At 36.0% G+C, this 14342-nt stretch carries 12 protein-coding genes and 1 pseudogene; 3 read left to right on the top strand and 10 right to left on the bottom strand.

Annotation, left to right across the window (positions count from 1 at the left end; translation table 11 throughout):
* Positions 1–125: 125 nt before the first annotated feature.
* From IPN41_01495 to IPN41_01460, 8 genes and pseudogenes are all read right to left on the bottom strand, one after another.
* Positions 126–1508: a ComEC/Rec2 family competence protein gene (locus IPN41_01495; GenBank protein ID QQS60629.1), complete on the bottom strand. Its 1383-nt coding sequence runs from the start codon at positions 1506–1508 to the stop codon at positions 126–128.
* 203 nt (positions 1509–1711) lie between these two features.
* Positions 1712–2752 (bottom strand): annotated as a pseudogene (gene prfB, locus IPN41_01490) (peptide chain release factor 2).
* 63 nt (positions 2753–2815) lie between these two features.
* Positions 2816–3919 (bottom strand): trypsin-like peptidase domain-containing protein, encoded by a 1104-nt coding sequence (locus IPN41_01485; protein ID QQS60797.1) that lies wholly within the window; start codon positions 3917–3919, stop codon positions 2816–2818.
* 177 nt (positions 3920–4096) lie between these two features.
* Entirely contained in the window at positions 4097–5104 is a 1008-nt protein-coding gene (gene gap / locus IPN41_01480; GenBank protein QQS60628.1) for a type I glyceraldehyde-3-phosphate dehydrogenase, read from the bottom strand.
* 130 nt (positions 5105–5234) lie between these two features.
* Positions 5235–5804, bottom strand: coding sequence for a cytidylate kinase family protein (locus IPN41_01475; protein QQS60627.1), 570 nt, complete (start codon positions 5802–5804; stop codon positions 5235–5237).
* A 7-nt stretch (positions 5805–5811) separates the two neighbouring features.
* Positions 5812–6759 (bottom strand): RluA family pseudouridine synthase, encoded by a 948-nt coding sequence (locus IPN41_01470; GenBank protein ID QQS60626.1) that lies wholly within the window; start codon positions 6757–6759, stop codon positions 5812–5814.
* 17 nt (positions 6760–6776) lie between these two features.
* Positions 6777–7868 carry a glycosyltransferase gene (locus IPN41_01465; protein ID QQS60625.1) on the bottom strand — a complete coding sequence of 364 codons (1092 nt, stop codon included), beginning with the start codon at positions 7866–7868 and terminating at the stop codon, positions 6777–6779.
* Between the two features lie 6 nt (positions 7869–7874).
* Entirely contained in the window at positions 7875–9314 is a 1440-nt protein-coding gene (locus IPN41_01460; protein QQS60624.1) for a flippase, read from the bottom strand.
* 91 nt (positions 9315–9405) lie between these two features.
* On the opposite strand from IPN41_01460, the gene IPN41_01455 reads away from it, so the two are divergent.
* From IPN41_01455 to IPN41_01445, 3 genes are read left to right on the top strand one after another with little or no spacing between them, the layout of a single operon-like run.
* On the top strand, positions 9406–9813 hold the full coding sequence (locus tag IPN41_01455) for a hypothetical protein (protein ID QQS60623.1): 408 nt from the start codon (positions 9406–9408) through the stop codon (positions 9811–9813).
* Between the two features lie 2 nt (positions 9814–9815).
* Positions 9816–10826 carry a beta-galactosidase gene (locus IPN41_01450; GenBank protein QQS60622.1) on the top strand — a complete coding sequence of 337 codons (1011 nt, stop codon included), beginning with the start codon at positions 9816–9818 and terminating at the stop codon, positions 10824–10826.
* Positions 10827–10829: 3 nt separating this feature from the next.
* Positions 10830–11699 carry an ROK family protein gene (locus IPN41_01445; protein ID QQS60621.1) on the top strand — a complete coding sequence of 290 codons (870 nt, stop codon included), beginning with the start codon at positions 10830–10832 and terminating at the stop codon, positions 11697–11699.
* On the opposite strand, the gene IPN41_01440 is transcribed toward IPN41_01445, so the two are convergent.
* The gene (locus tag IPN41_01440) at positions 11700–12341 is read right to left on the bottom strand and encodes a hypothetical protein (GenBank protein ID QQS60620.1); all 642 of its coding nucleotides are present in this window, start codon (positions 12339–12341) and stop codon (positions 11700–11702) included.
* Positions 12342–12442: 101 nt separating this feature from the next.
* Positions 12443–14191: a threonine--tRNA ligase gene (gene thrS / locus IPN41_01435; GenBank protein ID QQS60619.1), complete on the bottom strand. Its 1749-nt coding sequence runs from the start codon at positions 14189–14191 to the stop codon at positions 12443–12445.
* Positions 14192–14342 lie beyond the last annotated feature (151 nt).

Here is a 14342-nt window from a genome sequence, read left to right as displayed (position 1 = left end):
TCCAAAAATATTGTAACTTCTGCCCGAAGTTATGGGAACTAACCAAAATGGTAGATTTATATCTATATCACAGTACTATCATAAAATCAATGCTTTTTAATTTATTAATCATATTTTATCCTCTATTACTCAATTTCCACCGCCGCCCAACTTAAACCACTCAACATCTGCACAATAAAAAATATATATTTCACCATAATCCAACAGGGCAAGAAAAAAAATAGGCCAAGGGAAGGAAATATAGCTGTTAAAGCCAAAGATGCCATCATAGTAACAGTTAATATAGGCACCACCCAAACAACCAAGAGGTTAGCGATTGGAGCAATAATTGAAAAATTACCAAAGTTATACAATATCACTGGTGCAGTTGCAATTTGAGCAGCAATAGTCGCGTTTAATGCTTCAAAAAATAATTTTCCTTTGTTGGCTGTTATTTTCATCATCATCTTTTGTAGCCATGGTTGAAGATAGATTAAACCAAGAATTGCTAGAAAAGATAATTGCCAACCAATATCATCACGTAGTAAACGGGGATTCACTAACAATGTCAAAACAGCTACTAATACAATAGAACGTGGTAAGCTAACAAGCCTACCAAGCGTCAAAGCTGCTAGTAAGAATAAACTCATCACACCCGCTCGCACCGCCGATGCAGGTGCACCAACCATAATTACATAAGCAGTAATTATTAAACTGGTAACATAAAAAACAATTCGACGCCGCAAACCTAAGGTGTTTAACCCTAGTCCAATTAAAACCGTCAACAAGCTAACATTAAAACCAGACACGGCCATAATATGAGTTAAACCAGTTCGTCGAAATTCTTCTGTAATATCATCATCAATTCCCTGTCCACCACCAAAGACAACGGGCAGTGCTAAAGAAGATTCTGGTTCAGGTAAATTTGCTTGAGCTATTTTATAGGCTCCTTGTTTAATTTTAATAATCTTCTCTATAACAACATTACCCTCTCCGCTATGTAATAACTTAATATGTGGTCTTGAACATAAAGAATATATATTATAACGAGCTAAATATCGATCATAGGGAAAATCGTTGTTCTCCGGTGCTTCAAGTTTGCAGGTAATTTCTAAAAAATCGCCATACCTATATTCTGGAAAGAGATCAGTAGTGACAAGTACTTTCCCTTGATTTGTCTGTATTGTTAATTGTCTTTTTTGATTTTTCTCAACTGGCTCCTTGATAACTATTCCTTCAAACGTTTTGATCTGGTTATTATAAAAACTAATATGATTAGAATCTATATTTGGATAACTCAAACTATATCTCCACCCAGCTAGAAAAAAACCTAGGGCGAGAATAGAAATTATAGAAATATATATTTTTTTTCTATAATTTGACCAAACAGCACACAGACAAAAAAATATAGCCAATCCAAAACACCACAATTCAGAAAATAGTTGCCCAAATGAAAAAATACCAATCCCGAAAATAAATCCAAGACAAGCAATTAACAATACCCTACCCTTGGGTAATGATCCCTCCATAGCAAATTAAAAGCTTAATACTCAAATATGTGCCTCCCACGAACTACCCATTGTCATCCCCGACTTGGTCGGGGATCTAGGTTAAGTTTTATCTCAGATCTTTCACTAGATCCCCGCCGGAGTTTATCCCCGCGAAGGCGGGGACGGGGATGACAGGATTATTAGGGGAATGACAGTGTATAAGCAGGGATGACAGAAAGGAATTACGTTTTCGACTTACTTCTCAAATATGCATCAATAAACCCTTCAATTTTGCCATTCAATACTGCTTCAACATCAGTTTCTTCATAACCAGTTCGATGATCTTTAACCAACTGATATGGCTGTAAAACATAAGAACGAATTTGCTTTCCCCAGGCTGCTTTTTCAACCTTGCCACGCAAAACAGCATTTTCTTCAGCTCGACTATCTAGGCTCAACTGATGTAACTTACCTCGTAATATTTTCATAGCTAATTCACGATTCTGATGCTGGGAACGTTCAGTTTGTGTGGCAACAACAATACCGGTTGGAATATGCACTAAACGAACAGCGCTTGAAGTTTTATTAACATTTTGTCCGCCAGGTCCTGAGGATCGAAAAAAATCAACAGAAATATCTTCGGGTTTTATTTCCACACCTTCGTTATCTGGTAATTCAGGTAATACTTCTACCAAAGCAAAAGAAGTATGGCGCATGCCCTCGGAATCAAAAGGAGAAATACGAACTAAACGATGAACACCAGCCTCAGATTTAAGATAACCATAGGCATAGCGACCGGTAACATTAAACGTTACACTTTTTAAACCAGCTTCATTACCAACCGTTCGATCAACAATTTCTGCTTTCCAATTATGACGCTCACAAAAACGCAAGAACATTCGTTCTAGCATTTCTGTCCAATCTTGTGCATCAACTCCCCCGGTTCCAGCATGTAAAGAGATAATCGCATTGCTCACATCATAGGCACCAGAAAAAAAGACAAAAAATTCCAACTCCTCAAATTTCTTTTTAAGAAGGAAAAATTGTTTGTCTGATTCTTCAGCTAAACTGGTATCACCTTGCTCTTGTGAAAGAGCAATTAATTCTTCAAGTTGTCGCACTTCGTCTAATAATTGTTGCCAGGCCAAAACTTCTTGATCTAAGGCTTCAGCAGTCTTACCAACTTCAACTGCTCGTTCTTGGTCATCCCAAAAACTAGGTTCATTCATTTCTAAGCGTAAACTATGTGCCTGACTTGATTTGCGATCAAGGTCAAAGTAACCTCCAGGTTTCTAGGATTTTCTCTCGTAAATCTTCAGTTTGTTTTAGTAAATTTTCCATTATAATTATGATTTCATTTCTTCAAGAGTAACCGTAATTGTTATTTCTTTGCCATCTCGCCAAATTTTTAACTCTAGCTTATCACCAGGTTTTGATTTGCTAACTGTATTAGCCAAAGGATTATCAACAGTAATCTTTTCACCATTGACTTCTAAAATAATATCACCATCTTTAATACCTGCTTTTTCAGCTGGCGAATCTTTTATAACTGCAGGTTGGTTTGGTCCATCACCATTTGTAACCCAAGCACCATTATCTTTTTCTAGTTTCTGCGCTTTGGCAATATCTTGGGTTATTAATAAATATCTAACTCCAATCCAGGCTTTTACTAAACGGCCATTCTCACGAACACTATCAATTGTACCTTTTACCTGGTCTATTGGAATTGCAAAGCCAATATTTTGAGCATTTTGAGCCACAGCCACATTAATCCCAATCACATTCCCAGACATATCCAACAATGGTCCACCAGAGTTTCCTGGATTAATTGACGCATCTGTCTGGATTAAACCAATCAACCTCTCACTGCCAACATTAGAGCCTCCAAAGGCATCAATAGAGCGAGATAGCCCGGAAATTACACCTGTAGAAACAGTATTAGTAAATTGACCAAGAGCATTGCCAATGGCGATAACACTTTGGCCCGGTTTGAGCTGACTGCTATCACCTAAGTTCAGTGTTGGAAAGTCGTTACCTTCAATTTTTAAAATTGCTAAATCATTTACTGGATCTCGTCCCAGAACTTTAGCCGTATATTTTTCACCTTTATTAGTCACAACTGTATATTCAGCCGCTTCATCAGCAACCACATGTCGATTGGTAACCACTAAACCATCTTTGGAAATTATGAAACCACTACCATTGCCTATCTCTTGCTTTTTATTCTCTTCACCTTCAGTTGAAGGTTGTTCACCAAAAAATCTCTCAAAATCCTCACCAAGGAATTGGCGGAAAAATTCAGAATTTCCCATTGGGCTATTAAACCTTGGTAAGTCTTTGGAAACTATAATACTAACGATGGCTGGAGAAACAGTATCTACAACTTGAACCACTGAATCATTATTAATTGCTTGCCTTGTTTGGTTACTGGCGACTTTGCCACTCACCATGCCCTCAAGTCTATTAATAAACGAAGAACTTTTAGCTAGCGAATCAGTAGCCATAAAGCCAGCTAATCCCCCAACCACTCCACTAACAATCACTGAAATAATTAATATTATAAAATAATTTCGTTTTTCTGTTGTTGTCATATAGGTAAAATTACTTTTATATTATATAAAACAAAACTAATATAATTTTTTCTTATTTATATAAACACATAAATCAGCTAAGCGATTACTATATCCCCATTCATTGTCATACCAAGAAACTACTTTTAATAATGTGTCACCAATGACATTGGTTAAAGCTAGATCAACAATGGCACTGGCTGGATTACCAACAATGTCAGCCGAAACAATTGGATCTTCAGTGACCGTCACAATACCTTTATATTCTTTAGACTGTGAAGCTTTTTGTAACAACGTATTAACCTGATCTTTGGTAGTTTTCTTTCTCAAGACATAGACTGCATCACAAAGAGAACCAACAGGGGTTGGAACCCGAACTGACAAACCATCAAATCGCCCTGCCAGAGATGGAATTGTTTTGGCAACTGCCAAGGCAGCACCAGTTGTGGTTGGAATCATACTTAGACTTGCAGCTCTGGCTCGACGTAAATCTTTATGTGGTCCATCAACCAAATTTTGATCAGCGGTATATGAATGAATTGTTGTCATAATCGCCTTATCAATACCAAAAGCTTTGCGAATAATATCAGTTACCGGTGCTAAACAATTAGTTGTGCAAGAAGCCATGGAAATAATCTTGTCATTTTTCTTGATTTTATTCTCATTAACACCAATCACATACGTCTGAATATCATCGCCTTTACCAGGCGCTGATAACAATACTTTTTTAGCACCAGCGGTGATATGAGCTTGTGCTTGATCTCTGTCGGTAAAACGGCCAGTTGATTCAATCACAATATCAACTTTTAAGGTTGACCATGGCAAAGCAGCTGGATCTTTTTCAGCCAATACTGGAAATGAGTGGCCATTAATAACTAACGTTTTAGCAGTATAGGAAATACGGTCATTGGAAACACCGTAAACACTGTCATATGTTAATAAATGAGCCAGAGTCTTTGTATCTGTTAAATCGTTAATCGCCACTACTTTAACCCCTGGTTTTTCAAGTAAGGCTTTAAAAACTGCTCGGCCAATGCGACCAAAACCATTAATTGCGATATTCATAAAGAGTTATAATGTATTAAAGTTATAAAGTTTTAAAGTCAAAAAACCCTACTTCCATCAAATAATCTAAATCTTATTGTTATATATAATACAAACTAAAACCTAAAATATTTCAGATTTATATAGTATATCATAGTGATCGCCCCTCTGCATCCTTTAATTTCGCCATCACAAAGCCAGAAACCTGCTCGTATACTTCTTCCTCTGTTAAATCGCTCGTGTCCAAAATCCAATCAAAGTTTTTCGGATTATAAACATCAATAGAAAAATATTTTTGATAGCGATAAGTATCACTTTCAGTTCGACGACGTAGACTGGCTATAACATCTTCAATTGACCTTAAATCTTTGGCTTCATTGCGTGTCGCTAAATCCTTAAATATTCTTTGTGCACCAACTTCTAAACGAGTCGTAAGAAAAATTTTTAATGAGTGAGGAATAAAATACCATGAAGTTCGACCAACAACTACAAAATTATCATTATTTTGACCAAGCGTTGTTTGATAATTATCAACCTCAAGATCAGTACTCGAATCGGTCTCACCAAGTTTATTATATTCTTCTAGAGTTAAACCTTTTTCAGCTGCCATTGTCCTTCGCATTCCACCAATATCATAGTACGGCCAACCAAGTGTAGCAGCTAATCGTTTAGCAATACCTGATTTTCCAGATCCTTCCGAACCACTAAAAGTAATAATCATAGATAATTTAGGTGAGTGTAGTTAAGAATTTTTGCAAATTAGATGGTATCTTAATTGAAAAATCTTGTCTCTTGCCTTTTAAATCAGTAAAAGATAAATTCGTAGCTACTAAAAATATTCTACCTAAAGCTAATTTTTTATTAAGAGCCCGGAGTTTAAAACCAGTATATAGGTCATCACCAACCACCGGATGATTATAGGCTGAAAAATGAGCTCTAATTTGATGAGTTCGACCGGTCTTTATGTGAACGGAAAGTAGCGTGTAATTATGAAATCTTTGTACAACTGTAAATGTAGTGCTTGCTGTTTTACCAGATTGGCTTAAAGGTTTGGCTGCCATTTTATAACCCTGAGTAGATCGTTCAATCAAAAAATTAATTTCCCCTTCATCAGGCATATCCGCTCCATGCACCAAAGCCGTATATTCTTTTTTAATTAAACGAGATTTAAATTGATGTTTTAAATCATCAAATGAATTTTGGTTTTTTGCCACCACAACCAAGCCACTCACTTCACGGTCAAGCCGATGCATAATACCTGGACGCAATGGGTCTTCACCCACCTGACGAATTTTTGGATACGTTTGTAAAAGCCAATCAACCAAAGAAGCAGCGTTAACATTTGAAGCCGGATGCATTAATAACCCAGCTGGTTTATTAAGAACCACATAATCATTTGTTTCAGCAATAACTTTTATTTTTGAAAATAATTTTTTTGACTCATCAGGCTTTTCTTTAGAAATTTCAACTACTGGATTTTCTTTTAGTTTAAAAGAAATACTATCACCGGCGCGGACAAGGTAATGACTAGAAACAACACGACCACGAATTAGCACATCATTTTTTTCTAAAAAATTTCTAATCTGATTACGAGGTTGTTGTAATTGTTCAGCCAACCAACTATCAATCCGTTTTCCAACAGAATCATCTTTGACTGAAAATATTTTTTTTATCATAGTAAGAATTAAATATCTTAATCTCTTTGTTCTTTACCAGAAAGAAGAGCTGAGAAATCCAGAATAAATTGTTCAAAGGTTAAATTACCGGCCGCTCGTTTTGCTTCTTTGCCAATACTTTTTCGTAAGTCCCCCGCCTGCTCTAGATGAATAATATGACGAGCTATGGTTTCACTATCAGTAATATCAACCAAAGCCCCTGTGCGAGAATTAATAACCTCGTCCAAACCAGCGCTCAAATGTCCTAGAACCGGAATACCTTGACCCATTACTAAAATAGTCTTAGCAATATCCTCAAGACTAGGGCTTTCATAAGGTAATACATACATATCAACATGCTCAAGCCAACGAATAAAATCTGTAGAGCTACCAACTAACCAGACATGATTACCTAGCCCCATTTTTCTAATCAACCATAGCAGTTGTTTACGATTTTGGCCATCTCCAATAATCATAAGCTCAAGAGTAGAACAAACAGTTAAACCAATAGCCAGAGCTGACAATAAACGTTCAATAACATTTTTATCTAAATTTTCGACTATAGCTCCTATCACAAATCGATGACGGGGGCGGTCTGCTAAAGCTTTAAATAAATCTTGTTGATGAAAAGGGGCATTTGGATAGGTTAATGGTCTAACTAAATTAAGAGCTTTATTTGTCCTAAAATGTTCACGAAATAATTTTTCTTGTTGACCACTAAAAACAATAATTTCTGAATAACCGGCTGAACGTTGATATAATTTCTTATATAAGAAAAAATCTGGTGGTTTACAGGCATCAGGTAATTCAATCCAGATCACTCGCCATTTAAAAAAATAAGCAATGGGAGAAAAAATTAGCTTTTCGGGCCAATGTAAACACATGACTGTTCGGGGCTTAAACATCAAGGTTCGAAAACCAAAAACAATAAAATATAATAAAAACCAAATTGGCAATAATGATAAAACTAAAAAGGAATTTACTGGAAGCAAAGGGGTGCCATTTTTTCTTGGATCATTATTGTTAGAAAAAATTGTAAAAATAAATTTTTGCTGTCGCAAACTCTCAATCACTTCAGAAAATAAAGGTTCGTTTTTTGTCAAAGTATTGTAAATCAATATTTGTTTCATAGATATTTATAAACGCCAGGTTGACATTAATTCAGTAATATCTTGCTTGGAAATTCCTCTGATTAAATATAGTGATACAAAATAAACAACCATTCCAATAACTATAGTTAATAATAATCCACCAATTGTTAGTGATAAAGACTTACAAAGCAACAACATAAAACCCATAATAAAAGCTGCTCCCAGGGCCTTAAAAAAACGATTAAATGAAATATGTAAATTGCTAGACCGACGCACAATCCACCGAGCCAAAATACTAATTAAAACTTCACTAAAAACTGTAATCCACGCCGCAGCATAATATGAAAATTTTGGAATTAAAATAAAATATAATAATAATGAAGCAATTGCCGTAATCAAATAGGCTGAGATTAACTTCCGCTGCTGATCAAAACTAATCATGGTGTAGCTAAAAAAACAACTAAAGAATATAAAACCAACAGCAATTATAAGTATCTTTAAAATTGAACCAGCCGGAGCAAAGCCAGGACCAGAAACTACATTCATAATTGGACCAGCTAACATAAATCCACCAACTACAAGTGGCCAGGCCATAATTGCTGAAACATCAAAGACTCGTTGCCACATTCGTTGATAGCTTTCCTTATCTTTTGATTGCCAACTAAAAGTAAAAATTGGCAATATTGTGCCTCCAATCATAAAAGGAATAGTTACCAGGACATCAATTACACGGTACGCAGCTCCATATAAACCAACATCTGCCTGACTCTTAAATAATGATAGAATTAATATATCGGCTTTTAGATAGACTAGATTTAAAACAATGGTTATGATCAATGGCCATGAACGTTGAATAATATCTTTCCAAACACTTGCATCAAAGATAAAACTAATACGAGCATATCGATGAGCATAAATAAAGTGCAACAAAAAACTAATGGCATTACCAATTGTGATAGTCCAGAGTAATCCAATAACGCCAAAGTCAGAAGCAATAGCCCAGATTGTCAAAGCTAAGACTATAATTCGACTAACAACTTCCGCAATGGCAATTTTATCAGTACGTAATTCTTTCTGAAATAAGCTAACAAATATTTGACTGAGTAAGACAAAGTAAAAAGCAATAGCCGCAATACCTACTCCTTGTTTTACTACCGGCTCATAGGGAGATAACAGAACAATCAAAGGAGCCAGACCAATGATACAAAATCCGGAAATGACACGAAACGTAAAAAGATTACTCATCACTCTGGAAATATTAGCTCCAGGTCGACTTATTAATTGAGTTGTTACAAGTGTTAAGCCTAAATCAGCTGCAATACTAAAGAAAGTTACAAATGTTATGGCGGTTGTATATTGTCCAAAACCATATCGACCCAAATAACGAGTGGTTAAAGCAATAACAATCAGGCTGAGGCCTGTTGTCACAACCTTAGTCACTACTTGGATTACTGTATTGACTGCAACCTTTCCTGCCAGGGCCATAGATAGACTTTTAGAAAACCATCTAATATAATGAGAATACCGATCATATATCAGGATCGGTAGCTTATTTAAAGTATACCATATATCTCTTATGACTCGAACAATCCTAAAATTAATGTTTTTTAGCTTATATCTCTTTGTTTTTAGCGGTATTTCACCACTTCAAGCCCAGGATAGTGTCTGGATTGATCGCGCAAAAGAAGGCGGATTAGAAGATATTGGTACTACTGCCTATGGAGAAACCGGAACTCCAAAGCCCCTTCAATCTATAGTGGGGAATGTTATTAAAATTGCCCTCGGGTTGTTTGGAGCAATTTTTGTCATTTTAATCATCATGGCAGGCTATAAATGGATGACAGCTGGAGGTAATGAAGAAAAAGTAAAGCAATCTGTAGCACAAATTCGTAATGCTGTTATTGGCTTACTAATAGTTCTGGCAGCTTATTCAATTACTATTTTTATTACAGACTCAGCTCTTGAGGCAACAAATAATTTCTAACAATGTTTCAACATCCTTTTAAACTCACAAAACGTATCGGCCTGGTCTTAATCATTATTTTTTGGCTATTTTTTATTTTTAGCTGGGCTCCTGTCTATGAACCTCATGAAATTGAGCATGGGGTAACATTTTCCAAAAAACAAAGCCAGGCCCTCGGCCTTGATTGGAAAGCAAATTATTTAGCTTTGTTTGATGAGATGGGAGTTAAAAAAATTCGTTTAGCAGCCTATTGGGACGACATACAACCAGAAGTAGGTATATATAATTGGGAAGATCTTGATTGGCAAATTGATGAAGCGGAAAAAAGAAATGCCGAAATAATTTTAGTAATGGGTAATCGTGTCCCCCGCTGGCCAGAGTGTCATATCCCTGATTGGGCTGATGCCATTTCTAAAGAGGACAGAGAAAAAGCTACTTTAGAATATATTACCGAAACTATTTCTCGCTATCGTCTACGACCAAGTATTACCTACTGGCAAATTGAAAATGAACCATTTTTAAAATATTTTGGTATTTGTCCTGAGTTTGATGTTGATTTTCTTGATACAGAAATAGCCTTAGCGAAATCACTTGATAGCCGACCAATCATTATTACAGACTCCGGAGAATTGTCAGCCTGGATACCAGCTGCCAAGCGAGGGGATATTTTTGGTAGCACCTTATACCTTAATACCTATTCTCGCACTTTAGATCATTATATCCGCTATCCAATCTCTCCAATTTTCTTTAGAGTTAAAAAAAATATATCAAATCTTTTCTCTCATCCCCATGACTGGATCTTAATTGAAGTCCAAGGTGAACCCTGGGGTAAAGACGCATTTCAAAATCTACCCCAAGCTGAGCGGGACCTCACAATGACACCAGAAAAATTTAAAGAAATTCAAGAATTCTCACGTCAAACTGGCTTTAGAACCTTTTACTGGTGGGGAGTTGAATACTGGTATTGGGAAAAGGCTCGAGGTAATAACTTTTATTGGGAAGAAGGCAAAAGAATGTTTAATCATCAGAAATAATATATGTCACGAAGTAAACACTATGAAATTGGGATTGATGTTGGAGGCACAAAAATTGCCGCAGTATTATTACATCATAAAAAAGTAATTGAAAGTTCAATTCTTGCAACACCAAAAGATAGTCTTGAGCATTTTTTAATTATGCTTAAAGCAAGTCTAGATCCCCTCTTAACAATTATAGAAACTAATCAAGGAATCTTGTCAGGTATTGGACTTGGTGTTCCTGGTGTTATTGACTATGAAAATGAAGAAGTTGTTATTGCAGCCAATCTGCCATTACTTAATAAAGTAAAATTAGTTGAGGCTGTTCGTAAGCAACTAGATAAACCTGATTTATTAATTAAGATGGATAATGATGTTAATTGTTTTGTCCGAGCCGAAGCAATGCTTGGTGCTGGTAAAAAGTCTACAAATGTTTACGGGATAGCCATTGGAACTGGGATTGGTAGCGGTTGGTATTATAAAGGAGAAATCTATAATGGTTTTCATGGCGGAGCAAATGAGGTTGGACATATGATCGTTGATTTTGATGAACAAATTACTCTTGAACAGGCATATCATAAGCTCACCCACCATAATCCAGCCCTACTAGCTGAAGAAGCCTATAAGGGTGATTTGTTGGCTGAAAAAACCTTTAGAGAACTTGGAGCCTACTTGGGCATTGGCTTAAGCACGATTGTGAATATTTTAGACCCAGAAATTATTATTTTAGGTGGAAGTGTTTTAAATTCCGGAAGTTTATTTCTTGATGCCGCCAAAGAAAATCTAAAAAAATATACGTTTTCTCCAAACGCTCAATCTGTCCGCTTAGTGAAAGGTAAACTTGGTCCCTTGGCTGGGGCAATTGGTGCTGGATTGATGGTGGGGAAATAATTACCCTCTCCACTCAGATTTAAATACTTCTAGAGACCTGGGATAAATTAATTTTACTTTATCCATTACTTCTTTATTTTTTTCTAATTCTAAAAACTTACTTTTAATGGCTTCGACTACTTTTATTTCCATCCCCATCCCAGTCCATGTGAGTTTATAATCATCAATTCCTGAAGGTAACTCTTTATACAGGTTCACTAAAATATTATTGTAGTTTTGAATTATTTGTTCATTCTCTCCATTGGGCGTACCTATATAATCAAGGCAAAATAAATAAGAGATTATATCAAAATGCTTGATATCATCTAAGTCTTGTAATAATTTAATAGTAGTCCGGGTAATCCAATTACCATTACCATACATAATTTCTTGTCGTGAAAATAAGGTTGAAAAAATTTCGCTTATAATATCAAATTGAATATGGTCATAGAGTAAATGAACAGACCATCCTTTTTTAAAATCATCACCATTATAAAAACTCTTATCCTCAAACTGAGAGCTATGAGTTAGCTCTCTTTTTATTCTTGAAAAATAACGACTATCAGGGTAAACCGTACCTGAAATATATTTTATTAAGTCATTAACAGTAAAATAATCTTTAACATCCAAAGCAAACCGAATATGCGTGCCATATAAAGCCATATTTTAAAATCTAATAATAATTGGAATAATAAATTTTATGAAATAGATCCCCGCTTTCGCGGGGATGACAAAAAAAGCGGGGATAGCAGAAGAAAATATTTTTATTCTCTCTTCCTCATCTTCTCCACAACTTCATTAATAAACTTTTCCTTATCCCATTCATTAGCTTCTTTTTCTCCACGCTCTCGAACAAATAGTTTATCTGAATTCATCTCCTTGTCACCAATTACAAGTAGATATGGAATTTTCTCTTGCACTGATTTACGAATTTTATTACCAACAGTTTCATGAGATGTATCAACTTCTACACGAATATTTTGCTCTCTCATTTCACGAGCTAGGTTCTGACAAAAATCTGCGTGACTATCAGAAACCGATAATAGTTTTACCTGGACAGGCGATAACCACACTGGAAAAGCCCCGGCATAGTGCTCAATTAAAATAGCCAAATATCGTTCTATAGAACCCATAATCGCCGCGTGGATCATTACAACCTGCTCATCTTTTCCTTCATCTGAAGTATACGTTAAATCAAAACGCTGTGGTAAATTCATATCAAGCTGAATCGTCGCCACTTGCCACTCACGGCCCAAAGAATCATTAGCCATAAAATCAAGCTTTGGACCATAGAAAGCGGCTTCACCAACACCAATCTCTGGTTCTTGTCCTTGCTCTTTCACCATATCAGCTAATTCTCTTTCTGCTTGTTCCCATAGTGCAGGATCTCCTAAGTAAGCTGACATATTTTTTGGATCATGACACGACAAACGAAGTCGCAAACTAAAACCAACAGAACTATAGAAAGCAGTAATGATATGCCAAATTTTCAACATTTCTTCTTTAACCTGATCTGGTCGACAAAATACATGGGCATCATCTTGCGTAATACTCCGTACACGAGACAGACCTGAAAGTTCACCGGATTGCTCGTCACGATAGACCATGGTTGTATTGGCATAGCGTTGAGGTAATTCTCGATAGCTCCATTTCTTTCGTTTATAAATCTGCGTGTGGTGTGGGCAATTCATTGGTTTCATGGCAAAAAAATGTCCTTCTCTTGTTTGTATAGTAAACAAACCATCTTGGAATTTATCCCAGTGTCCACTTGTCTCATATAATTCTTTTCGTGTGATATGAGGAATCTCAACTTTTTCATAGCCGGCGGCTTGACGAAGCTCCCACACAAAATCGTCGAGCAACTGACGAAGAATCATTCCTTTTGGTGTCCAGAGTGGCAAACCAGCCCCAACTAAATCCGAAAAGGTAAATAAATCAAGTTGGACCCCAAGTTTACGATGATCTCTTTTTTCAGCTTCTTCGAGCATCTGAACATGCGCAAGTAGGGCATTTTTATTTTCAAAACCCAAACCATAGATACGAGTCAACATCTTATTTTTTTCATCACCTCGCCAATAGGCTCCGGCTAATTTATTTATCTTGAAACTGTCCGCATCAATTTGACCAGTATGTTCAACATGAGGACCTTTACATAAATCTTCAAAATCACCGACAGTATAAAAACTAACCATTGTTTCACCTTGTTTAGCCAAATCTTCTATAATTTCTATTTTATACACCTGGTTTATTTTTCTGGCCCAATCAAGAGCTTCAGTGATTGATCTTTCAATTCTTTGAAAAGGTAAATCTTTTTTAATTAACTCTTTGATGTAATTTTCAATTTTTTCAAAATCTGCCTCACTTGGTTTTTGATCAATAAAATCAATATCATAATACCAGCCATCATCAATTGATGGTCCAATCGCAAATTGAGCCTTGGGATACAGCTCTTGAATAGCATGTGCCATCAAGTGTGACAGAGAATGACGTTTAGTCGATAATGGAAGTTCCATAGAAAAAATTAATTATTAGAAAACCCCGCCCAGAGAATTATATGATAAACATCATATTTTTCTCAGGACGGGGTCTCTGGTTTGATATACAAACGGGGGCCTCGCGGTTCCACCTGAATTTCTTTCAGAAATCTGAAAGACACTTTAAGAC

The organism is Candidatus Falkowbacteria bacterium (assembly GCA_016699775.1).
Classification (GTDB): domain Bacteria; phylum Patescibacteriota; class Patescibacteriia; order Patescibacteriales; family Patescibacteriaceae; genus Patescibacterium; species Patescibacterium danicum.
Note: the sequence above shows the minus strand (reverse complement) of the source record. Positions and strands in the feature narration are given on the sequence as shown.